Annotated in this window: 27 protein-coding genes; 19 read left to right on the forward strand and 8 right to left on the reverse strand. The window is 71.1% G+C overall.

Annotation, left to right across the window (positions count from 1 at the left end):
- Positions 1-31: 31 nt before the first annotated feature.
- A complete protein-coding gene (locus ABZV93_RS26890; RefSeq protein ID WP_354941372.1) occupies positions 32-1,255 on the reverse strand; it encodes an MFS transporter in 1,224 nt (407 codons plus the stop codon).
- Positions 1,256-1,412: 157 nt separating this feature from the next.
- On the opposite strand from ABZV93_RS26890, the gene ABZV93_RS26895 reads away from it, so the two are divergent.
- The 9 genes from ABZV93_RS26895 to ABZV93_RS26935 all read left to right on the forward strand — a co-directional run bounded on the left by ABZV93_RS26895 (position 1,413) and on the right by ABZV93_RS26935 (position 12,215).
- Positions 1,413-2,531 carry a ferrochelatase gene (locus tag ABZV93_RS26895; protein WP_354941373.1) on the forward strand — a complete coding sequence of 373 codons (1,119 nt, stop codon included), beginning with the start codon at positions 1,413-1,415 and terminating at the stop codon, positions 2,529-2,531.
- Between the two features lie 69 nt (positions 2,532-2,600).
- Positions 2,601-4,718 carry a prolyl oligopeptidase family serine peptidase gene (locus ABZV93_RS26900; protein ID WP_354941375.1) on the forward strand — a complete coding sequence of 706 codons (2,118 nt, stop codon included), beginning with the start codon at positions 2,601-2,603 and terminating at the stop codon, positions 4,716-4,718.
- On the forward strand, positions 4,715-5,578 hold the full coding sequence (locus ABZV93_RS26905) for an inositol monophosphatase family protein (protein WP_354941377.1): 864 nt from the start codon (positions 4,715-4,717) through the stop codon (positions 5,576-5,578). The genes ABZV93_RS26900 and ABZV93_RS26905 overlap by 4 nt, the downstream gene beginning before the upstream one ends.
- A 749-nt stretch (positions 5,579-6,327) precedes the next feature.
- Positions 6,328-7,413 (forward strand): ABC transporter permease, encoded by a 1,086-nt coding sequence (locus tag ABZV93_RS26910; protein WP_354941379.1) that lies wholly within the window; start codon positions 6,328-6,330, stop codon positions 7,411-7,413.
- A gap of 2 nt (positions 7,414-7,415) precedes the next feature.
- Entirely contained in the window at positions 7,416-8,333 is a 918-nt protein-coding gene (locus ABZV93_RS26915) for an ABC transporter permease (RefSeq protein WP_354941381.1), read from the forward strand.
- A 9-nt stretch (positions 8,334-8,342) separates the two neighbouring features.
- Positions 8,343-9,230 carry an ABC transporter ATP-binding protein gene (locus ABZV93_RS26920; protein ID WP_354941383.1) on the forward strand — a complete coding sequence of 296 codons (888 nt, stop codon included), beginning with the start codon at positions 8,343-8,345 and terminating at the stop codon, positions 9,228-9,230.
- Entirely contained in the window at positions 9,223-10,119 is an 897-nt protein-coding gene (locus ABZV93_RS26925; protein WP_354941385.1) for an ATP-binding cassette domain-containing protein, read from the forward strand. Before ABZV93_RS26920 ends, ABZV93_RS26925 begins: the two co-directional genes overlap by 8 nt.
- The gene (locus tag ABZV93_RS26930; RefSeq protein WP_354941387.1) at positions 10,116-10,301 is read left to right on the forward strand and encodes a hypothetical protein; all 186 of its coding nucleotides are present in this window, start codon (positions 10,116-10,118) and stop codon (positions 10,299-10,301) included. The genes ABZV93_RS26925 and ABZV93_RS26930 overlap by 4 nt, the downstream gene beginning before the upstream one ends.
- A 48-nt stretch (positions 10,302-10,349) precedes the next feature.
- The gene (locus ABZV93_RS26935) at positions 10,350-12,215 is read left to right on the forward strand and encodes an ABC transporter substrate-binding protein (protein WP_354941389.1); all 1,866 of its coding nucleotides are present in this window, start codon (positions 10,350-10,352) and stop codon (positions 12,213-12,215) included.
- Between the two features lie 94 nt (positions 12,216-12,309).
- On the opposite strand, the gene ABZV93_RS26940 is transcribed toward ABZV93_RS26935, so the two are convergent.
- Positions 12,310-13,530, reverse strand: a complete 1,221-nt coding sequence (locus ABZV93_RS26940) for an ABC transporter permease (RefSeq protein WP_354941391.1) — start codon at positions 13,528-13,530, stop codon at positions 12,310-12,312.
- Positions 13,527-14,489, reverse strand: a complete 963-nt coding sequence (locus ABZV93_RS26945) for an ATP-binding cassette domain-containing protein (RefSeq protein ID WP_354941393.1) — start codon at positions 14,487-14,489, stop codon at positions 13,527-13,529. Before ABZV93_RS26945 ends, ABZV93_RS26940 begins: the two co-directional genes overlap by 4 nt.
- A 340-nt stretch (positions 14,490-14,829) precedes the next feature.
- On the opposite strand from ABZV93_RS26945, the gene ABZV93_RS26950 reads away from it, so the two are divergent.
- On the forward strand, positions 14,830-15,129 hold the full coding sequence (locus ABZV93_RS26950) for a DUF4193 domain-containing protein (protein WP_092655104.1): 300 nt from the start codon (positions 14,830-14,832) through the stop codon (positions 15,127-15,129).
- Positions 15,130-15,344: 215 nt separating this feature from the next.
- Here the strand turns inward: ABZV93_RS26950 and ABZV93_RS26955 are convergent, their stop codons facing one another.
- Positions 15,345-15,617: a DUF4235 domain-containing protein gene (locus tag ABZV93_RS26955; protein WP_354941395.1), complete on the reverse strand. Its 273-nt coding sequence runs from the start codon at positions 15,615-15,617 to the stop codon at positions 15,345-15,347.
- 138 nt (positions 15,618-15,755) lie between these two features.
- On the reverse strand, positions 15,756-16,235 hold the full coding sequence (locus tag ABZV93_RS26960; protein WP_354941397.1) for a DUF3093 domain-containing protein: 480 nt from the start codon (positions 16,233-16,235) through the stop codon (positions 15,756-15,758).
- Positions 16,236-16,360: 125 nt separating this feature from the next.
- Between ABZV93_RS26960 and dut the strand changes: the two genes are divergently transcribed.
- From dut to ABZV93_RS26980, 4 genes are all read left to right on the forward strand, one after another.
- The gene (dut, locus tag ABZV93_RS26965) at positions 16,361-16,846 is read left to right on the forward strand and encodes a dUTP diphosphatase (RefSeq protein WP_354941399.1); all 486 of its coding nucleotides are present in this window, start codon (positions 16,361-16,363) and stop codon (positions 16,844-16,846) included.
- Position 16,847: 1 nt separating this feature from the next.
- Positions 16,848-17,609, forward strand: a complete 762-nt coding sequence (locus tag ABZV93_RS26970; RefSeq protein WP_354941401.1) for a DUF3710 domain-containing protein — start codon at positions 16,848-16,850, stop codon at positions 17,607-17,609.
- A gap of 115 nt (positions 17,610-17,724) precedes the next feature.
- Entirely contained in the window at positions 17,725-18,120 is a 396-nt protein-coding gene (locus ABZV93_RS26975) for an OB-fold nucleic acid binding domain-containing protein (protein ID WP_354941403.1), read from the forward strand.
- Between the two features lie 2 nt (positions 18,121-18,122).
- Positions 18,123-18,929, forward strand: coding sequence for a DUF3159 domain-containing protein (locus tag ABZV93_RS26980; protein WP_354941405.1), 807 nt, complete (start codon positions 18,123-18,125; stop codon positions 18,927-18,929).
- A 3-nt stretch (positions 18,930-18,932) separates the two neighbouring features.
- Here the strand turns inward: ABZV93_RS26980 and ABZV93_RS26985 are convergent, their stop codons facing one another.
- Positions 18,933-19,616 carry a TrkA family potassium uptake protein gene (locus tag ABZV93_RS26985; RefSeq protein ID WP_354941407.1) on the reverse strand — a complete coding sequence of 228 codons (684 nt, stop codon included), beginning with the start codon at positions 19,614-19,616 and terminating at the stop codon, positions 18,933-18,935.
- Complete coding sequence (locus ABZV93_RS26990; protein ID WP_354941409.1) at positions 19,616-20,278, reverse strand: TrkA family potassium uptake protein; 663 nt, start codon at positions 20,276-20,278, stop codon at positions 19,616-19,618. The genes ABZV93_RS26985 and ABZV93_RS26990 overlap by 1 nt, the downstream gene beginning before the upstream one ends.
- A 131-nt stretch (positions 20,279-20,409) precedes the next feature.
- On the opposite strand from ABZV93_RS26990, the gene ABZV93_RS26995 reads away from it, so the two are divergent.
- Both ABZV93_RS26995 and ABZV93_RS27000 read left to right on the forward strand, forming a co-directional pair.
- Complete coding sequence (locus tag ABZV93_RS26995) at positions 20,410-22,455, forward strand: APC family permease (RefSeq protein WP_354941411.1); 2,046 nt, start codon at positions 20,410-20,412, stop codon at positions 22,453-22,455.
- Between the two features lie 107 nt (positions 22,456-22,562).
- Positions 22,563-23,501, forward strand: a complete 939-nt coding sequence (locus ABZV93_RS27000) for an LLM class F420-dependent oxidoreductase (protein WP_354941413.1) — start codon at positions 22,563-22,565, stop codon at positions 23,499-23,501.
- Positions 23,502-23,545: 44 nt separating this feature from the next.
- Here the strand turns inward: ABZV93_RS27000 and ABZV93_RS27005 are convergent, their stop codons facing one another.
- Positions 23,546-24,088, reverse strand: a complete 543-nt coding sequence (locus ABZV93_RS27005) for a CGNR zinc finger domain-containing protein (RefSeq protein ID WP_354941415.1) — start codon at positions 24,086-24,088, stop codon at positions 23,546-23,548.
- A 25-nt stretch (positions 24,089-24,113) separates the two neighbouring features.
- Here ABZV93_RS27005 and ABZV93_RS27010 point away from each other — a divergent pair, with 25 nt between their 5' ends.
- The 3 genes from ABZV93_RS27010 to ABZV93_RS27020 all read left to right on the forward strand — a co-directional run bounded on the left by ABZV93_RS27010 (position 24,114) and on the right by ABZV93_RS27020 (position 26,062).
- Positions 24,114-24,413 carry a hypothetical protein gene (locus ABZV93_RS27010; RefSeq protein ID WP_354941417.1) on the forward strand — a complete coding sequence of 100 codons (300 nt, stop codon included), beginning with the start codon at positions 24,114-24,116 and terminating at the stop codon, positions 24,411-24,413.
- A gap of 40 nt (positions 24,414-24,453) precedes the next feature.
- Positions 24,454-25,044: a hypothetical protein gene (locus ABZV93_RS27015; RefSeq protein WP_354941419.1), complete on the forward strand. Its 591-nt coding sequence runs from the start codon at positions 24,454-24,456 to the stop codon at positions 25,042-25,044.
- A 391-nt stretch (positions 25,045-25,435) separates the two neighbouring features.
- The gene (locus ABZV93_RS27020) at positions 25,436-26,062 is read left to right on the forward strand and encodes a copper resistance CopC family protein (RefSeq protein ID WP_354941421.1); all 627 of its coding nucleotides are present in this window, start codon (positions 25,436-25,438) and stop codon (positions 26,060-26,062) included.
- Positions 26,063-26,077 lie beyond the last annotated feature (15 nt).

The following is a 26,077-nucleotide window of genomic DNA, read 5'->3' on the forward strand; positions in this document are numbered from 1 at the left end:
CGCCGCCGCCATGAACGCGGCCGGGCCGACGTCACGTCGCGGTCAGTTCGACGGGTTCGGCGACCTCGGCGGGCGCACGTCGCCGCGGCGACCGGGCTGCGAACGCGACGAGCACGGTGACGACTCCCGCGGTGAGGGGGACGTAGAAGCCCGCGCGGCCACCCGCGGCGTCCACGACCTGACCCGCGACGGCGGCGCCGACGGCAACGCCCGCGGCCATGCCGGTCGTGGTCCAGGCCATGCCCTCGTTGAGCCGGGCGGCCGGGACCGTGCGCTGGACGACCGCCATACTCGACACCAGTGTGGGCGAGATCGCGAAGCCGGCAAGGAAGAGCACGACGCCGAGCACGCCGAGATGACCGATGAACGGCAGCGGGAGCATCGTCGCGGCGATCGCCGCCGAACCGAGCCGGAACCGCTTCATCGGCGGCATCCGCAGCCGCATCGCGCCGAGTGCCAGCGCGGACAGCATGCTTCCGGTGGCCCAGCCGGCGAGCAGCAGACCGGACGCGGACCGGTGGCCGGCGTCGGAGGCGACCGCGACGACCACAACCTCGGCGCTGCCGAACAGCGCGCCGAGACCGGCGCACGCGACCACGACCGGGCCGAGCACCGGCCAGCCGAGCGGCGGCTTCACCTGCTGGCCGCTGCCGGGGTGATGGACCGGTGGTTGCGTACGCCGCTGCGCGGCCAGCAGGCAGGCGCCGACCACGCCTGCGACGACGGCCGTCAGCAGTCCGGCGACCGGGCTCACCGTGGTGGCCAGCAGGGTCACCAGCGGCGGGCCGACCATGAAGACGACCTCGTCCAGCAGGGCCTCCAGCGCGAACGCCGTGTGCAACTCCGGCTTGCCCTCGAGCAGGTGGGTCCACCGGGCACGGACGTAGGAACCGACCAACGGTCCGGAAGCACCGGCGACGGCCGCCAGTGCCTGGGGGAGCGGGTACGCCACGCCGGCGCGTACGGTCACGATCAGCCCGCCCAGCGCGACCGCGTTGACCGCCGCGATCAGGGGAAGGACGAGGTGCTGCCCGTGGCGGTCGACCAGGCGGGCCTGCACCGGAGCGAGCACCGCCGCCGCGATGACGTAGGACGCGGAGATCGTGCCGGCCAGGCCGTAGGAGCCGGTGGTGGCCGACACGAGCAGGACCAGGCCGAGGCCGACCATCGACAGCGGAAGCCGGGCGAACCAGCCGGTGAGGGAGAAGGCGAGGCTTCCGGGAAGGCCGAGGATGGTGCGGTACGGGCTGAACATGGCAGGGCAGCTCACGGTGGGGAGAGGGTCGGACGGGGGGTCGGAACGTCGTGGTGCGGTGTCTCACGTGCCGCGCGAACTGCGGCGGCGAGCCCGGGGAACCGCACCGCTCACCCTAACGAGCACCACCGACAGGGCACCTGCGAATATCGGGAACATGCGAGCCGCCCCGATCGATGCCGTCCTGTTGGTCTCGTTCGGCGGACCGGAAGAACCGGACGACGTGGTGCCATTCCTCGAGAACGTCACCCGGGGGCGGGGCATTCCTCGTGAACGCCTCGCCGAGGTGGGCCAGCACTACTTCCTGTTCGGCGGCCGCAGCCCGATCAACGACCAGTGCCGGGCGCTGAAGGCCGAGCTGGAGGAGGACCTACGGCTCAACGGGCCGAACCTCCCGGTCTACTGGGGAAACCGCAACTGGGACCCCTACCTGCCCGACACGCTGGCGCGGATGCGCGACGCCGGCGTCCGGCGGGCCGCCTGTCTGTTCACCAGTGCGTACTCCTCCTACTCCGGCTGCCGGCAGTATCGCGAGAACCTCGCCGACGCCCTGGCCGAGGTGGGCGAGGGCGCACCGGAGCTCGTCCGGCTGCCGCACTACTTCAACCGTCCCGGTTTCGTCGCGCCCTTCGTGGACGAGACGGCCGCCGCGCTGGAAAGGCTTCCGGCCGGGTCGCGGATGGTCTTCGTCACCCACTCGGTCCCCGAGGCGATGAACGACGCCAGCGGTCCCGAGGGTGGCCGGTACGTCGCCGAACACCGTGACGTCGCGGCGACGGTGGCCCGCGAGGTGGCCGCCCGGACCGGGCGGGACGCCGGCTGGGATCTCGTCTACTGCAGCCGGTCCGGCCCGCCGAGCCAGCCGTGGCTGGAGCCGGACGTCAACGACCACCTGGCGGCGCTGGCCGACCAGGGCGTGCGGGGCGTCGCGGTGGTGCCGATCGGCTTCGTCTCCGACCACATGGAAGTGCTGTACGACCTGGACACCGAGGCCCGGGCCACCGCCGATCGGCTCGGGCTGGCCTTCACCCGCGTGGCCACGCCGGGGATCGACCCGAGGTTCGTCCGCATGGCCGGCGACCTCGTCCGGGAGCGGGTCACCGCGGACGAAGGTGACGAACACGGCGAGCGCGGCGAGGGTGCCGCCCCGGCCGCGGCCGGCGACGTCGGGCCGGCGGAGCTGACCGGCTCGCTGGGGCCGATCTGGGGCAACTGTCCGGCCGGGTGCTGCCGCAACCTGCGCGGCGACCGTCCGGCGGTGTGCGGCGCCGACTGAGGCGCCGACTGAGGCGGGGAACGAAGATCATCGTGCTCCATGAGGGCGCTCACCTCTAGGCTGATCCACATGACTGCGGAGACGGCGACCCCTTTCCATGATCTGGACCACTACGTAGCGTTGCGCCGGCTCGCCGGTCTCTGGCTGTCGCCCGACGGCAGCCGACTGGTGGCCGCCGCCCAGCAGCTCTCACCCGACCGCAAGAAGTACGTCACGTCGTTGTGGCAGGTCGACCCTTCCGGTGCCCGCCCGGCGCGGCGGCTCACCCGCGGCACCACCGGCGAGGCCGGCGCGGCGTTCCTGCCCGACGGCTCGTTGTTGTTCGTCTCCAAGCGTCCGCACGAGGAGTGGCCGGAGCCGCCGGAGTCCATGCGTTCCGGCGACTCCGACGAGCCCGCCGACACCAACGGCACCACCTCTCGGGAAGTGTCCACCGGCGAAGGGAACGACGCGGACAAACCCGCCCTGTGGATGCTGCCCGCCGGAGGCGGCGAGGCCCGCCGGGTGGTGGGCCGGCCGGGTGGCGTCGGCGGGGTGATGGTGGCCCGCGACGCCGGGACGCTCGTGTTCACCGCCCCCACGCTTCCCGGCACCAAGACCGCCGACGACGACCGCGAGCGCCGCAAGGCCCGCACCGACGCGTCGGTGTCGGCGATCCTGCACGAGGGCTATCCCGTTCGTTACTGGGACCACGACCTCGGGCCGGACGAGCTCCGCCTGTTCGCCGCCGACCCGTTCGACGTCGACGAGGGCCACCCGCGCCCGCGCGACCTCAGCCCCGAGCCCGGCCGCGCCCTCGACGAGGGGGCGGCCGACGTCAGCGCGGACGGGAGCACCGTCGTCAGCACGTGGAAGGTCGCGACCCGCCATGGCGACCACCGCGTCGACCTGGTGGCGATCGACACCGCAACCGGCGAGCGCCGGGTGCTGGCCAGTGACCCCGACCACGACCACGAGTCGCCCCAGATCTCCCCGGACGGCCGCTGGGTGGTGTGTACTCGCGAGCGCCGCAGCACCACCGACGCCGCGCCAGACGTCACGTTGTGGCTGGTTCCGGCCAACGGCGGCGAGCAGCGGGACCTCACTCCCGAGCTCGACCTGTGGCCGCACGAGCCCCGCTGGTCCCCGGATGGGCACACCATCTACTTCACCGCGGACGAACGCGGCCACTGCCCGGTCTTCGCCGTCGACGTCGCCACCGGCTGCGTGCGCCGGCTCACCGCGTCCGGCGCCTACGCCGCGCTGGAGCCGGCACCCGACGGCCGGTCCCTCTACGCGCTTCGCAACGCCGTGGACGCGCCGCCGTCGATCGTCCGGCTCGCGGTGGACGCCGTCGACCAGGAGGCGGAGCGACTGCGGGGGCCGGAGGCGACTCCCGCGCTGCCGGGACGGCTCACCGAGGTGACCGCGACCGCCGAGGACGGCTCGGACCTGCGGGCCTGGCTGGTGCTGCCCGACGGTGCGTCCGCGGAGCAACCGGCGCCGCTGCTGCTGTGGATCCATGGTGGTCCGCTGTCGTCGTGGAACACCTGGAGCTGGCGGTGGAACCCCTGGCTGATGGCCGCCCGCGGCTACGCCGTCCTGCTGCCCGACCCGGCGCTGTCCACCGGATACGGACAGGAGTTCGTCGAGCGGGGCTGGGGGCGTTGGGGCGCCGAGCCGTTCACCGACCTGATGGCGGTGACCGACGCGGCCCTCGAGGTGCCCGAGATCGACGCCGACCGCACGGCCGCGATGGGCGGCTCGTTCGGCGGCTACATGGCCAACTGGGTGGCCGGGCACACCGACCGGTTCAAGGCGATCGTGACGCATGCCAGCCTGTGGGCGCTGGACCAGTTCGGCCCGACCACCGACGTGGCGTCGTACTGGTTCCGCGAGCTCACTCCCGAGCGCGCCCTCGCCAACTCCCCGCACCTGTCCGCGGAGCAGATCACCACGCCGATGCTGGTGATCCACGGTGACCGCGACTACCGCGTGCCGATCGGGGAGGGGCTGCGGCTGTGGTGGGAGCTCAACCGCCTGCACGACGGGGACCCCGCCGCGCTGCCGCACCGGTTCCTCTACTTCCCCGACGAGAACCACTGGGTGCTCTCGCCGAACCACGCGAAGGTGTGGTACTCCACGGTGTTCGCGTTCCTCTCCTGGCACGTCGAGGGCGCGGGCTGGGAACGCCCGGAGCTGGTGTGAGCACCAGCACGGAAGGCGTCGATCCGACGGCGCTGCTCGACCTCGCGGTGCGGACGGCCCGCGAGGCGGGCGAGCTGCTTCGCGCGCGGCGGCTGACCGACGAGGTGAGTGTCGACCACACCAAGTCGACGCCGACCGACATCGTGACCGCGATGGACACCGCGTCGGAGGCGCTGATCCGCGACCGGCTCCGCGCCGCACGCCCGGACGACACGATCCTCGGCGAGGAGGGCGGCAGCGTCCCCGGCGAGTCCGGGGTCAGGTGGCTGGTCGACCCGCTCGACGGCACCGTCAACTACCTGTACGGCCTGCCGGCGTACGCCGTCAGCATCGCCGCGGAGGTGGCCGGCGAGGTAGTGGCCGGTGCCGTGTTCTGTCCGCCGGCTGAAGAGTTGTGGACGGCGGTGCGAGGCGCCGGCGCCTGGCTGAACGACGACCCGGTGCGGACCAACTCCGTGCCCGAGCTCGGCCGCGCGCTGGTCGGCACCGGGTTCTGGTACGACTCGGGTCTGCGCGCCCGGCAGGCCGAGCTGCTGCGGCACGTTCTGCCCCGGGTGCGCGACGTACGCCGGATCGGTTCGGCGGCCCTGGACCTGTGCTCGGTCGCCTGCGGCCGTCTCGACGCCTACTACGAGACCGGCCTGCATCCGTGGGACTGGTCGGCCGGCCTGCTGGTGGCCCGGGAGGCCGGCGCCCGGGTCGGCGGCCTGCCCGGCGAGCCCGCGAGCCGCCGGCTGGCGATCGCCGCCGCCCCGGGCGTCTTCGACGAGCTCCGGTCGCTGGTGGTGGCCCATGGATCCGGCGTCGTGGGCAGTCAGGTGGTGTCCGCCGGCGCCGACCTCGGGCCCGGTGAGTCCTAGGGACTGTCCTTCGGATCAGGGTCGAGTAGTGAGCGGGTCATCCGCGCCCGCGCGGCAAGGCGGAGGAGGAGTCGCGTAGCGACGGTCTACGCGCGACGACGGCAACGCAGCCGGGCGGGATGCGGGGGCACGCGAACCGGCCATGATCCGCAGGACAGACCCTGGTCCGGAACCGATGCCGTTCACCGCGATCGCGGCCGTTGGTTTCCGGCCGTTCGGAGTCTCGAAGCGCGAATGCGGTAAACATCACATTCGACCGAGAAGAATGCACGGTCGAGTGCACTCGGTAATTGTCCGAACGCTTTCCGGAGTCGGCCGGAAAACCGATCCGCAAACGTTCACGGCAAACGCCGTAACGACACCGCGGGCCGTCCCGCCGATTCGTACACAACCGACGATGTGTGAACGCCGGTGGAGTCTCCCGACGGGCGGCGCCCCGGACAGCCTCTCTCCGGCCGAGAATCACCACAAAATCGGACATACGCGACGCAACGATGCGCGAAACCGGATGGACATAGCCGGGAGTGTGCAGATTTCCGCAACAAAATCGGGTTACAACTTGCCTGATGTGGTTCCGTTCCGCCCCGGTGAAGGTATACGTTCCGGGTCAGTCAACGTTCCCGGTGCGAATCCGTGCGGGGAGCACTTTGTGAACCACGCATCCCTGTGTCGACGGTGTCGGAACGAACGCGCTTTGTGCGCGGAGGCCGCCGGTCGTGCCGGTGATGGGGAGAAGCCGGGAGGTGAAGGTGGCTGCGACCGAAAGCCTGGAGACGGACGAGCCGGAGAAGGGCTCGAAACCGGCCGGCCGGAGATCGTCCACGACCAGGTACGTCGTGGGGCGGGTCGTCAAGGCGTTCCTGACGATCTACGTCGTCGCGACCGCCATCTTCTTCCTGGTGCGGCTGCTGCCGGGCAACCCGGTGGACGTCTACATCAACCAGCAGATCGCGCAGTACGGCATGAGCTACCAGGAGGCCGCCAACGCCGCGGCCGGCCTGTTCTCCTTCGACCCGAACGAGTCGAAGTTCATGCAGTACCTCCACTACCTCGGTGGCCTGGTCCAGGGTGACCTGGGCACCTCGCTGCTCTCGCCGGGTTCCTCGGTGACCTCCCAGATCGGCGCCTACCTGCCGTGGACGCTGTTCAGCGTCGGCATCGCGCTGATCATCAGCTTCGTGCTCGGCATCGGCATCGGCATGGCGATGGCCTACCGGCGCGGCGGAATCTTCGACCACGCGATGACGCTGGTCGCCTCGATCACGCACTCCATCCCCAACTTCCTGCTGGCGATGATGATCATCGTCTTCTTCGGCGTCCAGCTGGAGTGGCTGCCGATCGCGACCATGCGCGGTGCCTACTCGCCGGGCGTGCACCCGGAGTTCAGCCTGTACTTCCTCTCCGACGCCTTCTACCACGCGGCCCTGCCGATGTTCGTCTACGTGCTCACCTCGCTCGGTGGATGGATGCTGGTGATGAAGTCGTCGACGGTGGAGACCCTCGGCGAGGACTACGTGACGGTCGCCCGGGCGCGGGGGCTCACCGACCGCCGGATCCAGGTGCAGTACGTCGGCCGCAACGCCATGCTGCCGTTGTTCACCAGCTTCGTCCTTTCCCTCGGTTTCGTCGTCGGCGGCTCGATCCTGGTCGAGCAGGTGACGCAGTACCAAGGCATCGGGTTCCTGCTCTACGAGGCGGTCCAGCGTCGTGACTACCCCGTCCTGCAGGGCATCCTGCTGATCGTCACCATCTCCGTGGTGCTGGCCAACCTCGTCGCCGACCTGCTCTACAGCCGGGTCGACCCGCGGATCCGCATCACCAGCAAGGAGGGCTGACCGTGACCCAGATCGTCGACACCGGGACGATGCAGCCGGCCCAGGCCCCGGCACCGGAGGGGCAGGGCACGGGCGCGTTCCGCACCTTCGTACGCCAGCTGATGCGCAGCAAGACCGGCTTCCTCGGCTTCTGCGTGTTCGCGCTGATGGTTCTCATCTGCCTGATCGGCCCGATGTTCACCCCGAACGACCTGCCGACCAACACCAACCTCATCTACGGCCCGGCGAGCTGGAGCCACCCGTTCGGCTTCGACTCCGAGGGCCGGGACGTGCTGATCCAGGTCATCGACGGCGGCCGGGCGGTCATCCTGGTCGGCTTCCTCGCCGCGCTGATCTCCACCGTGATCGCCGTGGTGTTCGGCGCGCTGGCCGCCTACCTCGGCGGGCGGGTCGACTCGATCATCGTGACGGCCACCGACATCGTGCTGACGGTGCCGAGCATCATCCTGCTCGCCGTACTGGCGGCGTTCTACCGCGTGGGCGACTCGATCACGCTGGCGGTCATCCTCGGTGTGCTCGGCTGGCCGGGGTTGCTGCGCGCCGTGCGCGCCCAGGTGTTCTCGCTCAAGCAGCGGGAGTACATCGAGGCGGCGAGGCTGCTCGACCTCGGCACGGGCCGGATCGTGATCCGGGAGATCCTGCCCAACATGGCGAGCTTCATCCTGATGAACTTCGTCATCGGCATGACCAACGCCATCTACGCGATGGCCGGTCTGTACCTCCTCGGTCTGGCGCCCATGCAGGGCGACAACTGGGGCATCATGATCAACTTCGCCTGGACCCGCGGCGCCATCTTCTTCGACGGCAGCCTCGGCTACATCCTCGGTCCGGTGCTGTCGATCTGCATCCTCCAGCTCTCGCTCGTGACGATGGCGAGGTCCTTCGAGGAAATCCTGAACCCCCGACTGCGGCACAACTAGGAGGACGCTGTGGGAGAAGGCGTAGTCGAGGGTTCGAACACGAACCCCACGGGCGAGCCGGTCCTGTCCGTGCGCGACCTCGTGGTCGAGTACAAGACCGGGCAGGGCGTGAACGACCCGGCCCACCGTGCCGTGGACGGCGTGAGCTTCGACCTGTACCCGGGCGAGAGCATCGCGCTGATCGGGGAGAGCGGCTGCGGGAAGACCACCCTGGGCCTCGGCCTGCTGCGGCTGCTGCCGAAGCTGGGCTCGATCCCGTCGGGGTCGGTGACCTACCGGCGCCGGGACGGCTCGACGGTCGACCTGCTCAAGCTCGACAAGCAGCAGTTGCGGAAGTTCCGGTGGTCCGAGGCCGCCATGGTCTTCCAGGGCGCGATGAACTCCTTCAACCCGGTGCTGAAGGTCTGGGACCAGATGCTCGACACCGTTCGGGCGCACGACCGGTCGATGTCGAAGCGGACGGCGTACGAGCGGGCCGAACAGGTCCTGCGCGACGTCGACCTCGACCCCGACCGGGTGCTGAAGTCCTACCCGCACGAGCTGTCCGGCGGTATGCGGCAGCGGGTGCTGATCGCGATGGCGATGCTGCTGCGGCCGCAGATGCTCATCCTGGACGAGCCGACCACGGCGCTGGACATCCTCACTCAGCGGGCGATCGTCGACCTGATCCACGAGCTGCACGAGCGGCTGGACTTCGCGATGATCTTCGTCTCGCACGACCTCGCGGTGGCCGCCGAGCTGGCCACCCGGGTGGCCACGATGTACGACGGCAAGATCGTCGAGATGGGCGACGTCCGCGACATCTTCTACCGCCCCCAGCACGAGTACACCAAGAGCCTGATCAACGCAGTGCCCACGGTGACCGAGGAACGCAAGGAGGTGCCGAGCAATGGCTGACGCGGCGACGTCCGGCCCGCTGCTGGAACTCGACGGCATCACGCAGGTGTTCAGCACCCGCCGTGGCGAGGTGCGGGCTGTCGACGACGTGACCCTGCGGCTCGGGGTGGGCGAGGTGCTGTGCCTGGTCGGGCAGAGCGGCTCGGGCAAGAGCACCACGGCGAAGATCGCCTCCGGGCTGCTGCGTCCGTCCGAGGGCGTGGTGCGGTTCGAGGGGGAGGACATCCTCGGGCAGCGGCGCCCGGACAAGAGCCGGTTCAAGCGCTTCCGGCGTGCGGTGCAGTACGTCCACCAGGACCCGTACGCCTCGCTGAACCCGATCCAGGACGTCTTCACCACGCTGTCGGCGCCGCTTCGCCGGCACGGCCTGGTGAAGAGCAGGTCCCAGGCGCGCGAGCGGGTGTCCGAACTCCTCGCGCAGGTGGGCCTCAACCCGGCCGAGACGTTCCTGCCGAAGTTTCCCCACCAGATGTCGGGTGGGCAGCGCCAGCGGGTGGCGGTCGCCCGGGCGCTGACTCTCGAGCCGCGGTTGATCATCGCGGACGAGGCGACCTCGATGCTCGACGTGTCCATCCGGATCGAGCTGCTCGGCATGCTCACCAAGCTGCGTACCGAGCTCGGCGTCGGCTTCCTGTTCATCACCCACGACCTGGCGATGGCGAAGTACTTCGGCGCCGAAGGCGACATCGCGGTGATGCACGAGGGGAAGATCGTCGAGTACGGCCCGACCCTGCAGGTGATCGACAACCCCCAGGACGCCTACACCAAGGCGCTCCTGGAGGCCGTGCCCGAGGCCGACCCCGACCTCGCGCGGCGCAAGCGGGCGGCGCGCACCGCGGCCAAGGCGGCGGCCGGTGGCGCGGCGGCCGGTGGGGTCCCGGCGGCATGATCGGCCCCGGAGCCGGGCTCACGGCGTTTCGGGTGGCGGCGTTCATCGTCGTCTTCTCCGGGCTGCTGTTGCTGATCGTCGAGCCCGGCACGGCACAGTTCGTGATCACCTGCTTCATGCTCGTCATGGGGCTGGTGTTCGCGGCGTTGGTCTTCGTGCTCGTACGTCTGAAGAATCGCTAGGCAGAACCCTCCTAGCGCGGCACTGATCCCTTGATGGGGAGGAACCTGATGAACGCAACACCAGGCCCGTTCGGGCCCCAGCTTTCCCGGCGACGGGTGCTCGAGATCTTCGGCCTCGGTGCCGCGAGCGCCGCGGTGCTGTCCGCGTGTGGCGGCCAGCACAGCGGCAACGGAGGGGGCGGTGGCGGCGGCGGTGGAGCCGCCGGCGGCGGCGGTGGCAAGGGCGGGGAGTTCCACGGCGCCTATCCGTACTCCGTGCCGCCGAAGGGCCACTTCAACCTGATGAGCGGTGTGACCGACTCGATCATGGGTGGCACGCCCTACCAGGACCTCATTCTTCTCCCCGGCGGCATGTACCGCTGGGCGGAGAAGAAGTGGGAGCCCATGCTGGCGGAGAAGTGGGAGTTCGACGGCAAGGCGAAGACGTTCACCTACCACGTCCGCCAGGGCCTTTCGTGGAGTGACGGCAAGCCGATCACCAGCAAGGACGTCGTGACGACGTTCTGGTGCCGGCGGATCATGCGCCAGGTCGAGTGGGACCTGATCGACGACGTGAAGGCCACCGACGACCAGACCGTGGTCTTCTCGATGAAGAAGCCGTCGACGGTGCTGGAGCGGTACGCCATCCGGCAGGCGATCTTCTCCGACGCGACGTACGGCAAGTTCGCCAAGCGCGCGCAGGACCTGTTCGGTGGCGGCAAGGACCTCGACAGCCCCGAGGGCAAGAAGCTGAACGAGGACCTGCAGGGCTACCGCCCGAAGAACCCCGCCAAGGAGTTCATCACCAGCGGCCCGTTCACGTTCGACTTCAACAGCATCACCAACGCCCAGCTGACCCTGGTCAAGAAGGACAAGGGCTACGCCACGGACAAGGTGCTGTTCGACCGGGTCGTGCTCTACAACGGCGAGGTGCCCACCATCACCCCGCTGGTGGTCGGCAAGCAGGTCGACTACGCCACCCACGGTTTCCCGGTCGCGACCGAGAAGCAGATGATCAAGAAGGGCCTGCGGATCATCCGTCCGCCGGTCTACTCCGGCCCGGCGATCTTCTTCAACATGGCCAAGCTTCCGGAGTTCAAGGACGCGCGCGTCCGCCAGGCGTTCGCGCACGCGATCAACCGCAACGACAACGGCACCTTCGCCCTCGGTGACTCCGGCAAGGGCGTGAAGTTCATGACCGGCTTCTCCGACAACCAGGTTCCGGACTGGCTGAGCGACGCCGAGCAGGGCAAGCTCGACACGTACGAGCTGGACCCGAAGAAGGCGGCCGACCTGCTCACCCAGGCCGGCTGGAAGAAGCAGGGCAACTCCTGGATGAAGCCGGACGGCAAGCCGGCGGCCTACGAGATCACGTTCCCGGCGGAGTTCGCCGACTGGTCGGCGGCCGGTGAGAACGCCGCCAAGCAGCTGTCGCAGTTCGGGATCAAGGTCACCGGCCGCGGGGTCACCTTCACCCAGCAGCCGATCGACGTGGACAAGGGCAACTTCGAGCTGGCGATCCAGGGCTGGGGAACGTCCTCCCAGCCGCACCCGCACTTCGCCTTCGTCGCCGACCTGTTCACGCACAACATCCCGATCGCCGCCAACCAGGGCGGCAAGGGGATGGGCTTCGAGCTGAAGCAGAAGACCAAGGCGTACGGCCAGGTCGACCTGCAGGAGGTCGTGCTCTCGGCCGCGCAGGGCCTGGACGAGGCCGAGCAGAAGCGCAACGTCGCCAAGGCGGCGGTGGTGTTCAACGAGCTGCTGCCGATCGTGCCGCTGTTCGAGCGGTACGGCAACAACCCGTGCCTGGAGGGTGACCGGGTCGACAAGTGGCCGGCCGACAGCGACCCGCTGCTGCAGAACTCCCCGTACGCCGACAACTTCACCATCATGTTGATGTTGTCCGGCGACCTGAAGCCCGCCGGCAAGTAAGGCAGCTCGGGTAGTCGCGGAGCAGCGAACGCAGGACGGCCCCCGCACGAGTTTCGTGCGGGGGCCGTGTCGTCGTACCGTGTCGTCGTTCGGGTCAGTTGGCGGCCTCGACGGCGGCCGGTGTGGAGCCCTTCCTGGCACCACGCCACGCGTCCAGCAGGGAGATCTTGGCGCCCATCCGCAGGATCGCTCCCTCGTAGATCCGCGCGCCCGCCACGACCAGCGCGCCGATCGCCGCCAGCATCAGGGCCAGCGCCAGCCCGATCTCCCACATCGGGGCGTCACCCCGCGCCATCCGCACGGGGGCACACAGCGCCGAGAACGGCGGCACGATCGAGAGCACCCGGGAGACCGGCGCGTCGGGGTTGGCGTTGACGTAGAAGGTGGCGAAGAACGACACCATGATGGCCATGCTGGCCGGGGCGATGACGTTCTGCAGCTCCTCCTGGCGGGACACCCTGGCCGCGCTCGCGGCGAACACCGAGCTGTAGAAGCCGTAGCCGAGCACGAACCACAACATGACGTAGCCGACGGGGATCACCAGGTCGGCGGTGACGTTCAGCATCCCGGTGGCGTTGCCCAGGGTGAGGCCGAACGCCGCGATCACGGCCAGCTGGGCGAACCCGAGGAGACCGATGCCGAGGATCTTGCCGGCCAGCAGCGCCTTGGTGGAGATGGCGGACAGGATGAGCTCCACTACCCGGCTCGACTTCTCCTCCACGATGCCGAACGCCACCCACATGCAGTAGCCGATGAGCTGGCCGTAGAGCACGATGCTGCCGACGAACGCGATCTGGCCCCGCATCTCGGCCTTCGGGTCGGCCGGGTCGAGAGCATCGACCGCGAGCGGTGCGACCTGCTGGGCGGTCCGGACCGCCCCGGGGTCCATGCCGCCCTGGCGCAGCCGCTGCCCGGCGACGATGTCGCGGTGGGCGGTCTGGATCGCCGCACCGATCTGCGGGTCCAGCTTCTCCTTGACGAGGACCTTGCCGTCGGTCACGTAGGCGTCCAGCTTGCCGTCGGTGACGGCCGCGCGGGCCGCCGCCTCGTCGGGGTAGCGGACGCGCTCGACGGTCGCGTCGAGTGCGGTGGCCTGGGCCCTCACCGACGCGGCGAGCTGGTCGGCCGCGGGCCCGGCGTAGGCGACGCGGTAGGTGTCGTCGCCGCCGAGCAGCTTCGGCAGGAACAGGACCACGCCGAGGATGACCAGGGTGAGCGCGGTGGAGAACCAGAAGGACTTGTCGCGCAGCCGCTCGGTCAGCTCGCGACGGGCCACCGTGCGGGTGGCCTCGGACAGGGACAGAGGGGCGCTCATGCCGGGATCTCCTGGGTGGCCGGGCGGCTGCGGGTGTCGGTGGGGGAGGGCTGCGGAAGCTCCTCGGAGACGACCTCCCGGAAGAGGTCGACCAGGCTGGGGATGAGCGGCCGGAACTCGTGCACCGGGCCGGCCGCGCGGGCGACGTCGAGCAGGTGCTGCGGGTCGACCGCCGAGCCGAGCTCGACCGTCGTGGCCAGGCTGCCGTCACGCCGGTCCTCGGCGACCACCTCGACTCCCGGTACGCCGGCGGTCCAGCCCGGACCGGCGCCGACCGCGACGAGGTAGCGGCGCGGGCGGTTCTGCGTCCGGAGCTGCTCGACGGTGCCGGTGGCGACGATCCGACCGGCGGCGATGATGCCGACCGCGTCGCAGAGGCGTTCGACCAGGTCGAGCTGGTGGGAGGAGAACAGCACCCCCACGCCGCGGCGAACCCGCTGGGCGAGGATCTCCGCCAGCGCGTCGACACCGACCGGGTCCAGGCCAGAGAACGGCTCGTCCAGCACCAGGAACGCCGGGTCGTGGACGAGCGCCGCGGCCAGCTGTACCCGCTGCTGGTTGCCGAGGGAGAGTGCCTCCACCCGGTCACCGGCCCGGTCGGCCAGGCCGAACTCCGCCAGCAGCTCCTCGACCGCGCCGGCCGCCACGTCGCGGGGTGTGCCGCGCAGCTTGGCGAGGTAGACGAGTTGTTCGCGGATCCGCATCTTCGGGTAGAGCCCCCGCTCCTCGGGCATGTACCCGAAGCTTCGCCGGGCGTCGGCGTCGGCGGGACGGCCGTTCCAGCGGACCTGTCCGGCGTCCTGTTCCAGGACACCCATCAGGATGCGCATCGTCGTGGTCTTGCCCGCACCGTTGGTCCCGACGAAGCCGAACATCTGACCGGGCCGCACCGACAAGGAGAGATCATCGACGGCGACGCGGTCGCCGTACCGCTTGGTGACACCTACGAGTTCAAGCACAAGGAACACACTTTCAGGCGTTCGTGGTAAACCAGGTCATCCTCGGGGACGGTTTGTCATCGACCCGGGGTAGGATCCGGGCGCCGCGCATGTCGAACGGCGGGTGAGACCGTGCCTTCGACGACCAGATCGACGACACCTGGTTCAGGTGCCTCCGGACCGGAGCGGGGTGAGGCAGAATCTGCGCCCGGATCGGGCACAAGTTGAGCCCGCCGAGCGTTAGGTGCTCGATAAGCAGTCCGGACCCGCTGCCCGAGGGCCGCAGACCGAGGGTCCCGTTACACACAGCGCACAAAGACGTGCACACCGCAAGACCCGCTGAGCCAGGGGGAAGAGGACGATGGCCACCGATTACGACGCGCCACGCAAGACGGACGAGGAGCTTTCCGAGGACAGCATCGAGGAGCTCAAGGCGCGGCGCATGGACAAGAACTCCGGGAAGGTCGACGTCGACGAGGCCGAGGTGGCCGAGACGTTCGAGCTCCCGGGCGCCGACCTTTCCAACGAGGAACTCTCCGTGCGGGTGCTGCCCCGCCAGGCGGACGAGTTCACCTGTTCGAGCTGCTTCCTGGTGCACCACCGCAGTCAGCTCGCGTTCGAGAAGAACGGCGGGCCGATCTGCCGGGACTGCGCCGCCTAGGGTCCGCTGGACAGGTCCGAACAGCAACACAGCCGGGCGGTCGAACACGGCCTGGCAGCGACACAGCCGGTAGCTACACGGCCGGGCAGCAGATCCGGGCAGGGCTGGACGGGGAAACACAGACCTACGCGTCCGGGGGTGAGCGACCGCCACGTGCGGCGGCTCACCACCGGACGCGTCGTCGTGTCCGGGCGACACCTCGCCGGTGTTCGGCGCTACTTCGACGGCGGCAGCTCACCCGTCCAGCGCTGCCACAGCTTGGCGGCCTGCCGGGTCGCCAGCAGCCGGGCGATGGCGATCCCCATCCCGCTGGCCAGCGCCCAGGTGACCGCTTCCTTCCAGGTCAGGTCGGGGTCCTCCGGGTCCGAGGGGGGCTCGTTGCCGGTGACGTAGCGCCAGCTGGTGTCGACGGCTTTGCGGGTCACGGCGACCGCGGCCAGAGTGCTGACACTCCGCACGACGGTCCATCCGAGTTTCGACCTTGTCACGTGGAAACCTCCCTGTTTTGGTCGAGTCTGGCACGTCGTGCGCGTGCTCGCGCGAGTTCCCGGGGCGCCGGGCGGGGCGGCGTGTTGGGAGACCGCGGGCGGCCCCGGTCCCGGGCGAACCGGGGTCCGCGTGGCTCCTCAGTCGGTGTCGGGCCAGGTGGCCCGAGACCGCTCCAGGGCGGCGGCCAGCCGCTCCGGGTGACGGCTCGCGACGTACCAGTACGGCGTGGGGTCGGTCGGGTCGGTGATCTCCACCCGTACGCCGCGGGAGATGTAGGGACGCAGGAACATCCGGGCGGTCGCGTCGGCCGCCGGGCCCCGCAGGGCCCGGGCCTGCCCGGTCGTCAGGGCGAGCACCGAGCCGATCGTCGCCCGCGGTGCCCGCGCCCCGCCCACCGAGAGCCCGGTGCCGTCGACGAGGACCCGCGTGCTGCCGAGGTAGCCGAGGCCCACACCGCACAGTGCCGCCGCCACCGCGCCGACCACGTGACCGGGACCGCCCATCGCGTGCTCGGCGGCGAACCACAGCGAAGCCACCATCACCGCCGCGAACGCCCACCACGACGCCGGCACCCACCAGCGTTCGGCGTAGGCCGGTTCGGTCCGCGCGGGGCCCACGGGGTGATCCGCAGGGTGGTCCGAGGGGTGGTCCGAGGGGTGGTCCGAGGCGTGGTCCGATGGCGCGTTCACGTCGGCTAGCCTCCCACCGCGAGCGCCCGGGATTGCGAGTAGGGTCGGGCACCGTGACCAGCACGGACGACGTCCCGGTGTTGATCCGGCGTCTCGACCCCGACGTGACGATTCCGGCCTACGCCCACCCGGGGGACGCCGGCGCCGACCTCGTGACGACGGTCGACGTCACGCTCGCCCCGGGAGAACGCGGGGTGGTGCCGACCGGCGTCGCGCTCGCTCTGCCCGCCGGATACGCCGCCTTCGTGCACCCGCGTTCCGGCCTCGCGGCCAGGCTCGGCGTGTCGATCGTCAACGCGCCGGGCACCGTCGACGCCGGCTACCGCGGCGAGATCCAGGTCGTTCTGGTCAACCTCGACCCACACACCACGGTCGAGTTCCGGCGCGGTGACCGAATCGCACAGCTGGTGATCCAGAAAGTCGAGCGTGCCCGGTTCGTCGAGGTCGACTCCTTGCCGGGGTCGCTGCGCGGCGCCGACGGCCACGGCTCGACCGGGGGCTTTACAGATGCGGGCCGACCCCGCGGTGGAGGGATCTGACGTGATTTTCCGAAGGGCCAACTCCTCACCCGCCGACCTCGACGCGCGCGACCGTCGCCGCCGCGGACGGCGCCCGGCCGACGACGACGTGCCCACGTACGCCGTCGACGAACAGCCCGACGCCGGCGAGGGCGGGACGGCCGGCCGGGCCGTGGACGACCCCGCGCCGCGGACGAAGGGGCCCTATGACGCCGCCGACGTGGACTCCCTCGACGAGCCGCTGAAGGTGGGCCGGATCGACCTCGGCGGTCTGCAGGTGCACCCGGTCGAGGGGATGGAGCTTCGGCTGCAGGTCGACGAGGAGTCCCAGTCGGTGGTGGCCGCGCTGCTCGTCCAGGAGGACTCCGCACTGGAGCTGCGGCCGTTCGCGGCACCGCGCACCGAAGGCCTGTGGGCCGAGATCCGCCGCGAGATCGCGGCCGAGACCACCCGGCGCGGAGGCGTGGTGACCGAGGGGACCGGACCGTTCGGGCCCGAGGTGAAGGTCGTCGTCCCGGCCACGATGCCCGACGGCCAGCAGGCCACGCAGGCCTCCCGCATCATCGGCGTGGACGGGCCCCGGTGGTTCCTGCGCGGCACGCTGATCGGCCGCGCGGCAGTCGACCCCGACGCCGCCGAACCCCTGCTCGCGGCGATGGCGCAGGTGGTCGTGGTCCGGGGCAAGGGACCCATGGCGCCGCGCGACATGATCCCGCTGCGGCTGCCCGAGGAGGCCCAGCAGATCGGTCCGGAGGACGTCGAGGACCCGGACGAGCTCGGCTGACCGGTCTCGCGGATCCCGGCGGCCTCCCCGATGCGTGAGGTGCGCCGAGATGAGTCGGGGCCCCGGCGTGCGTGCGGTCTCGTCGGTTCCGGAGCCTCCGAGTACGCTGCGTCGCATGAGCGGCGACACGACCAGGTCGACACGCACCGGTATGTGGCGTCGTGCCCTTTCCAGACTGACCAGCAGCCAGGACGACCTCGAGGCGGCCGAGCTGCAGGACGACGTACTGGAGGCGGGTTACGACCCGATCCACGGCTGCGCCGACCGTGAGCAGGTCCAGTTGCGCGGCACCATCAAGACGGTGACGTTGCGCCCCCGAGCGGGTACGCCCGCACTGGAGGCCGAGCTGTACGACGGGTCCGGCAAGGTGGCCCTGGTGTGGCTCGGCCGGCGCCGGATCGCCGGCATCGAACCCGGCCGCAACGTCATCGTCCGCGGCCGGATCGCTGTGCACGACGACCGCAGGATCATGTACAACCCTCGCTACGAGCTCAGGCCCCTGGGAGAGTGACCGTGACCGACGGACCGTCGCCCCGCCCAGACGACGACTCTCCCGGCCGCCTGCCGGGCCGGCCCGCCGAGCACACCCAGGCTCCCGAGCGCACCGGGGTTCCCGAGCACGCCGAGGCGCCGGAGCGCGCGGAGGAGCCGGCCGAGGAGGACGAGGACGCCTTCTCGCTGCTGCGGGTCTTCGGCGGGTGGAGCGGCCTGCTGGACGCGGGACTTCCCGGTCTGGCATTCGTCGTCGCTTTCACGGTGTCCGGTCAGCAGTTGCGGCCGGCGCTCATGGTGGCGATCGCGCTGGGCGTGGTGTTCGCCGTCGTCCGGCTGGTACGCCGCGACCCGCTGCAGAACGTCGTCGGCGGATTTTTCGGGGTCGCGATCGCGGCCCTGATCGCCAATGCCACCGGCAAGGCCGCCGACTTCTACCTGCCCGGCCTGTTCATCAATGCCGCCTACGCGGTCGGGTACCTGGTCGCCAACCTCGTGCGGTGGCCGCTGATCGGGGTCGTGGTCGGGCTGGCCGCCGGTTGGGGTACGGCCTGGCGGGACGACCCCGTACTGCTGCGGGCGTTCACCCGGGCGGGCTGGCTGTGGGCGGGGTTCTTCCTGCTCAAGCTGGCCGTCCAGCTGCCGTTGTACCTCGCCGACCAGGTGGTCGCGCTCGGCGTGGCCCGGGTGGTGATGGGCTGGCCGCTGTGGCTGGTCCTGCTCTGGCTGACGTACGTCGTGGTGAAGGGCTCGGTGCCGCAGGCACACTTCCGCGCGGTCAAGCAGGCCGCCGAGCGGATCGCCGCCCGGCAGCACCCCGACAGGTGATTCCTAGCCCTGGCGCGCCTTCTTCGCCTGGTGCGGGCACAGCAGCTCCTGGAGCTCCTTCTCCCGCTCGGTGACGGCGACGAACAGCAGCTCGTCGTGCGCCTCCAGCGGCGTGTCGCCGGTGGGGACCAGGACCCGGCCCTCCCGCACGATGGTCACCAGCACGGTGTCGGGTGGCCAGGAGACGTCCTGCACGCGGTTTCCGATGCAGGTGGAGTCGGACGGGAGCGTGAGCTCGACCAGGTTGGCCTCGCCCTGGCGGAAGGTGAACAACCGCACCAGGTCACCGACCGAGACCGCCTCCTCGACCAGCGCGGCCATGATCCGGGGTGTGGAGACCGCGACGTCGACACCCCAGGACTCGTTGAACATCCACTCGTTCTTGGGGTGGTTGACCCGGGCGACCACCCGCGGCACGCCGAACTCGGTCTTGGCCAGCAGCGACACCACGAGGTTGGCCTTGTCGTCGCCGGTCGCGGCGATGGCCACCTGGCAGCGGTGCAGCGCGGCCTCGTCGAGGGTGGACAGCTCGCAGGCGTCGGCCAGCAGCCACTCCGCGTTGGGCACCGCCTCGGCCTTGGTGGCCCGCGGGTCCCGGTCGATCAGCAGGACCTCGTGGTTGTTCTCGAGGAGTTCGGCGGCGATGGACCGGCCGACGTTGCCGGCCCCGGCGATCACGACACGCATCAGACGTCCTCCGGTCCGGTGGCGAACGCGGCCTCGACCTTCTCGATGCCGTCCTCCCGCATGATGACGTGCACCAGGTCACCGTCCTGGATGACCGTGTCCCGGTGGGGAAGGATCCCCTCACCGAGCCGGGTGAGGAACGCAACCCGGGCGCCGGACGTCTGCTCCAGGTCGCTCACCCGGTGGCCCACCCACGCGGGCGCGATGTGCACCTCCGCCAGCCGGACCGTGCCGGTCGGGTCGCGCCACTCCGGCTCGGCCCCCTCCGGCAGCAGCCGGCGGATGATCTGGTGCGTCGTCCAGGGGATCGTGGCCACGGTGGGGATGCCGAGCCGCTGGTAGACCTCGGCCCGGCCGGGGTCGTAGATGCGGGCCACCACGTTGTCGACCCGGAAGATCTCCCGGGCGATCCGCGCGGCGAGGACGTTGGAGTTGTCACCGCTGGAAACCGCCGCGAACGCACCGGCCTCCTCGATCCCGGCCTCGATCAGGACATCCCGGTCGAAGCCGATGCCGGTGACCGTCCGTCCGGCGAAGTGCGGGCCCAGCCGGCGGAAGGCCTCGGCCGCCCGGTCCACGATGGCGACGCTGTGGCCGCGGTCCTCCAGGCTGTGCGCGAGTGTGGAGCCGACCCGGCCGCAGCCCATGATCACGATGTGCACAGTGTCCTTCTTCGCACGATCTCTCGTCAGGGCAATCCCGAACGCTACACCGGGGCGAGCGTGTCCGCCCGCCCGGCGGGTGATCCAGGCGCACGCGACCCCGATCAGCCGGTACCTCTAGCATCCCTCCCGTGGGATTAGGTGATCTGGGTAAACGCCTGCTGGTCGGCCGTAAGCTCCGCAGCACGCAGCTGGGAGAGACGCTGCTGCCCAAGCGGGTGGCCCTTCCGGTTTTCGCCAGCGACGCGCTCTCCTCGGTGGGCTACGCCCCGGACGAGATCTTCATCACCCTCTCCGCGGCGGGGCTGGCCGCGTACGCGTTCTCCTGGAAGATCGGGATCGCGGTCGCCCTGGTGATGCTGGTCGTGGTGGCCTCCTACCGCCAGACCGTGCAGGCGTACCAGTCCGGCGGCGGCGACTACGAGGTGGCGAGCGTCAACCTCGGCCAGTCGGCCGGGCTCACCGTGGCCAGCGCGCTGCTGGTCGACTACGTGCTGACGGTGGCGGTGTCGATCTCCTCCGCCGCGCAGTACGCCGCGACCGCGATCGAGTCGCTGCAGGGACACCAGGCTCTCGTGGCGGTGATCGCGACGGTGTTCCTGATGACGATGAACCTGCGCGGCATCCGCGAGTCCGGCACGGCCTTCGCCATCCCGACGTACCTCTTCATGTTCTCCATCCTCGGCATGGCGGCGTGGGGGTTCGTCCGGCTGTTGTTCGGAGACCTGCCGCAGGCGGCGACCGCCGAACTGCACGTGGCGCCGGAGCCCGCCTACACCCACGGGCTGATGGGCCTGGCCGGCGTCTTCTTGATCATGCGGGCGTTCGCTTCCGGCAGCGCGGCGCTCACCGGCGTGGAGGCGATCAGCAACGGTGTGCCGGCGTTCCGCAAGCCGAAGGGCCGCAACGCCGCGACCACCCTGCTGATGCTCGCGGTGGTCGCGGTCAGCATGGCGATCAGTGTGATCGTGCTGGCCAACCTGATGCACGTGCGGATGGCCGAGCGGCCGGCCACCCAGTTGCTGCACGCCGACGGCACTCCGGTGGGGCCGAACTACCACCAGCCGCCGGTGATCAGCCAGCTCGCCGCCGGAATCTTCGACCACTTTCCGATCGGCTTCTACGTGGTCGCCGCGGTCACCGGCGTGATCCTGGTGCTGGCCGCCAACACCGCGTTCAACGGCTTCCCGGTGCTCGGCTCGATCCTCGGCCGGGACGGCTTCCTGCCCCGGCAGCTGCACACCCGCGGCGACCGGCTGGCGTACTCCAACGGCATCATCCTGCTGGCCGGCTTCGCGATCGTGCTGATCGTCGCGTTCCGTGCCGACGTGACCCGGCTGATCCAGCTCTACATCGTCGGCGTGTTCGTGTCGTTCACCGTCAGCCAGACCGGCATGCTGCGGCATTGGGGCAGGCTGCTGCGCACCGAGCAGGACCCCGCCAAACGCGCCCGGATGCAGCGCAGCCGGCTGGTCAACGCGGTCGGCCTGGTGACCACCGGCCTGGTGCTGATCATCGTGCTGATCACGAAGTTCACCCACGGCGCGTGGATCGCGCTGGCGGCGATGGCCGTGCTGTTCATGCTGATGAAGGGCATCCGCAAGCACTACGACCGGGTGGCCACCGAGATCGCGATCGACACCGACGAGGACATGACGCTGCCGTCGAAGGTGCACGCGGTGGTGCTGGTCTCCAAGCTGCACCGGCCCAGCCTGCGGGCGATCGCGTTCGCCCGCGCGTCGCGCCCGGACGTGCTGGAGGCGGTGACCGTCGACGTCGACCCGGAGGAGACCGCCCGGCTGGTGGACGAGTGGGACCAGCGGGGGATCCCGGTGCCGCTGAAGGTGCTCGCCTCGCCGTACCGCGAGATCACCCGGCCGATCGTGGAGTACGCCCGCAGCATCCGCCGGGCCAGCCCGCGCGACATCGTGATGGTCTACATCCCGGAGTACGTCGTGGGCCGCTGGTGGGAGCAGCTGCTGCACAACCAGAGCGCCCTGCGGCTGAAGGGCCGGCTGCTGTTCACCCCGGGCGTGCTGGTGACCAGCGTTCCGTACCAGCTGCGGTCGTCGCGGATCGCCGCCCGGCGCGAGGACAGCCCGTGGCGGGCACCCGGTCAGGTTCGCCGGGGTGGTCCGGGGCGCTCGGCACGCGAACGGACCGGCACCCGCCGTTGACGGCGCCTGCCCGGGTGCCGACCGCGCCGACTGCACCGACCGCGCCGACTGCACCGACCGGGCTGACCGCGCCGACTGGTGAGCCGCGCGTCGGGAAGGATGCCGGCATGGACCTGCGCATCTTCACCGAACCCCAGCAGGGCGCGACGTACGACGACCAGCTCCGCGTCGCCCGTGCGGCGGAGGACTGCGGCTACGACGCGTTCTTCCGCTCCGACCACCTGCTCGCCATCGACGGCATGCCGGCCGGACCGGACGGACTGCCCGGCCCCACCGACGCGTGGACGACGCTGGCGGGCCTGGCCCGCGACACCAGCCGGATCCGGCTGGGCACCCTGGTCTCCCCGGTGACCTTCCGGCCGCCCGGGCTGCTCGCCCTGCAGGTGGCGCAGGTGGACCAGATGTCCGGTGGCCGGGTCGAGCTCGGTCTCGGCGCGGGGTGGTACGAGCAGGAGCACCGGGCGCTCGGGCTGCCGTTCCCCTCCCGGCGGTTCGGTCTGTTCACCGAGCAGCTGGCGATCATCACCGGGCTGTGGTCGACGCCGGTGGGCGAGCGGTTCAGCTTCGACGGCGAGCACTACCAGCTCACCGAAGCGACCGGGCTGCCGAAGCCGGTCCAGTCGCCGCATCCGCCGATCATCGTGGGCGGCGCGGGGCCGCGGCGTACGCCCGCGCTGGCGGCGAAGTACGCCGCGGAGTTCAACCTCGGATTCGCCCCACCGGAGGAGATGGCACCGGCCTACGACCGGGTCCGGGCGGCCTGCGCCGACCAGGGCCGCGACCCGGGCACGCTCAGGCTGTCGGCCGCCCTCACCGTGAGCTGCGGCCGCGACGACGCGGAGGTGGCGCGGCGGGCGGCGAACATCGGCCAGGACCCGGCGGCCCTGCGCGAACGCGGCCTGGCCGGTACGCCGGCCGAGGTGGCCGACCGGATCGGTGCGTACGCCGAACTCGGCGTGTCGAGGTTCTACCTCCAGCTGCTCGAACTCACCGATCTGGACCAGGTGGAGCTGATCGCCGAGCAGGTCGCACCGCAGCTGCCGTGACGCGGCGACCCGGCGCGCCCGCTCGGTGCGCCGGGTGCTTCCGCTCAGCGCGCCGACCGGGCGCGGTGGTCGGCGACCCGCACCCGGTTGGCGCACCGCAGCGAGCAGAACCGCCGCCGGCCGTTGCGGGAGGTGTCCAGGAACACCGCACCGCAGCCCTCCCGGTCACAGCGCCCGAGCCGGTGCCCGGCCGCGTCGCAGACCACGTGGGCGAGGCCGGCGGCGGTCTGCGCCCGGACGCGGGTCACCACGTCGGGGTCCTCGGGGAAGTAGTGCAGGTGCGGTGGCCGGCCGCCGTGCCGGCTGACGAACGGCCGGCTCGCGCCGAGATCCAGCAGTTCGTTGACCAGGGCGACCTGGCGGTCCGGGTCGGGCTCGCCGTAGGCCCGGTCCAGGTGCGCGGCCCAGGCGGCCAGGTCGTCGGCGTCGCGCCGGGTCAGCCGCCCGGGGTCGATCTGGTGGGCGGCCAGGATCCGGGCCAGTTCGCCGATGTCCGGCGGGCCGGGCTGGTCGGCGGTCTCCCGGCACTGGTTGACCAGCGCGGTCGCCGGCCGCGCCGCCGACCCGCCGTAATGGTTGAAGTGCACAAGACCATGACAGCACGCTGGGCCCATGCCAGACCACGACCCCGCCCATCGCGACACCTGTCCCACCTGCGGCTGGCCGATGGCCGAGCTGACCAGCCCGGCCGATTCCGGAGGACCCGCCGATCCCGGGGGACCGGGCGAGCTGCTGTCCCGGCACGGCACCTCCGCCGGCACGGTGACGTACGTGCGGTGCGTCTGCGGCGGCCTCCTCGTCCTGGTGGCGGGCGGGCTCGCCGGTGGCGTCGCGGGTGATGCCGGGCCGTGGGAGAACGACCAGGGCGGCGCGGGTCACCGGGGCACGACCGCCTCACGAGGTGCCGCCTAGACTCGGCCCCGACGTACTTTCCGAACGAACAGGACCGGTCGTGAGCCACCCCGGCAGTGGGCCGCTGCGGATCATCCGCGGTGCCCTGCTCGCGGTCTGCTGCACCGCGCTGGCCGTCCTGGGCCACGTCGGTGCCGGCGGCGAACCACCGCCGGTGGCGGCGCTGGTGGCCGGCACTGTCATCGTCGGCGCGGCGTTCGCGGTGCTCGCGGACCGGCGCCGGGCGTTCGGCCAGATCCTGGCCGCCGCACTGGTGGCGCAGGTGATCTTCCACGCCGCGTTCTCCCTCGCGTGCGCGCACGGGTACGACCTCACGACCGGGACCACCCTCACGCCCAGCCCCGTCGCCGGCGCGGTGGCGGAGGTGTCACCCGGGCCGGTGATGGTGCTCGCCCACCTCGGCGCCGCCGTGGTGCTCGCGGCCCTGGCCGCGGCCGGTGAGACGCTCGTCTGGGTGGTGTTCCACCTGCTCGGGCTGGTGCGCGTGCCAGCCCTGACCCTGCCGTCACCCACCAGGGTCGGCGTCACCCCGGCGCGAAACCACGACGAGCTTCACCGAGCGCGCGAACTCCGGATCTGCCGAGCCCACCGGCGGCGAGGACCCCCGGCGGCGATGCCGGCTCCGGCCTGATCCGACGCAAACACCCGCCCTTCCGACTCCTCGGCCCGGGCGAGCGGACGACGTGCGTGCGGACGGCCGGTAGCCCACCGAACCGCCGTCCTGTCACCAGCGCGCGCAACTGGCGGCTCCCCGGCCCCATCCGCGCGTGGGTCCGCACCGAAGGGTTCTCATGCACGTCAGTCCGCCTCATCTCGCCCCCGCCTCACGATCGGTCCGTACGTCACTACGGCGGGCCGCGGTGGTCACCGGCACCGCCGCCGGTGCGCTGCTGCCTTTCACCGGGATCGCCTCCGCCCACGTGACCGTCAACCCTGGCGAGGCCGGACACGGCAGGCCCGGGACGCCCGGCGGAACCAGGCCATCCCGAGCACCCGGGAGACGGCGAGGTGCCAGGACGCGGGTGGTCGCCGTCGCGCTCGTACTCGCCGGGTGCCTGGGCCTGCAGGCCTGGTCGTCGGTTCCGGCGTTCGCCCACGCGGCGCTGGTCTCCAGCGACCCGAAGGACGGCGCGGTGCTCGACCGGCCGCCGCGGCGCATCACCCTGGAGTTCGACGACCCGATCTCCGGCAAGTTCGACTTCGTCGCCGTCAGCGGGCCCGACGGCGCCACCTACCAGTCCGGTCACCCGCGAGTGATGGGAAGCAAGCTGACCCAGCGGCTCGCTCGCCCCGGGCCGGCCGGCACCTACCAGGTCGCCTGGCGGGTGGTGTCCGCCGACGGGCACCCCGTGTCCGGGACGCTGAAGTTCACCACCCGCACCGCCGGGGGCGGGCACGGTACGCCGGCCACCACGCAGCCCGGGAAGCCCGGCACGCCCGGCACGCCCGGCACAAGGGGAGACGGCTCCACGGCCACCCCCGGAGCGACCGGCACGCCGTCCGCGTCAGGCCGGGATGACTCCTCCGGCACGCCGTGGTGGCCGATCGGCGTGGCGGTGCTCGTGGTGGCCGGCGGCGGTGCGGTGATCGCCGGCCGCCGGCGGCGCGACGGCGATCACGGCGACCCGCCGTCACCGGACGAGGGCTAGGTGGGGATCCTGTGA

The sequence above is a fragment of the Actinopolymorpha sp. NPDC004070 genome (assembly GCF_040610475.1).
Taxonomy (GTDB): Bacteria; Actinomycetota; Actinomycetes; order Propionibacteriales; family Actinopolymorphaceae; genus Actinopolymorpha.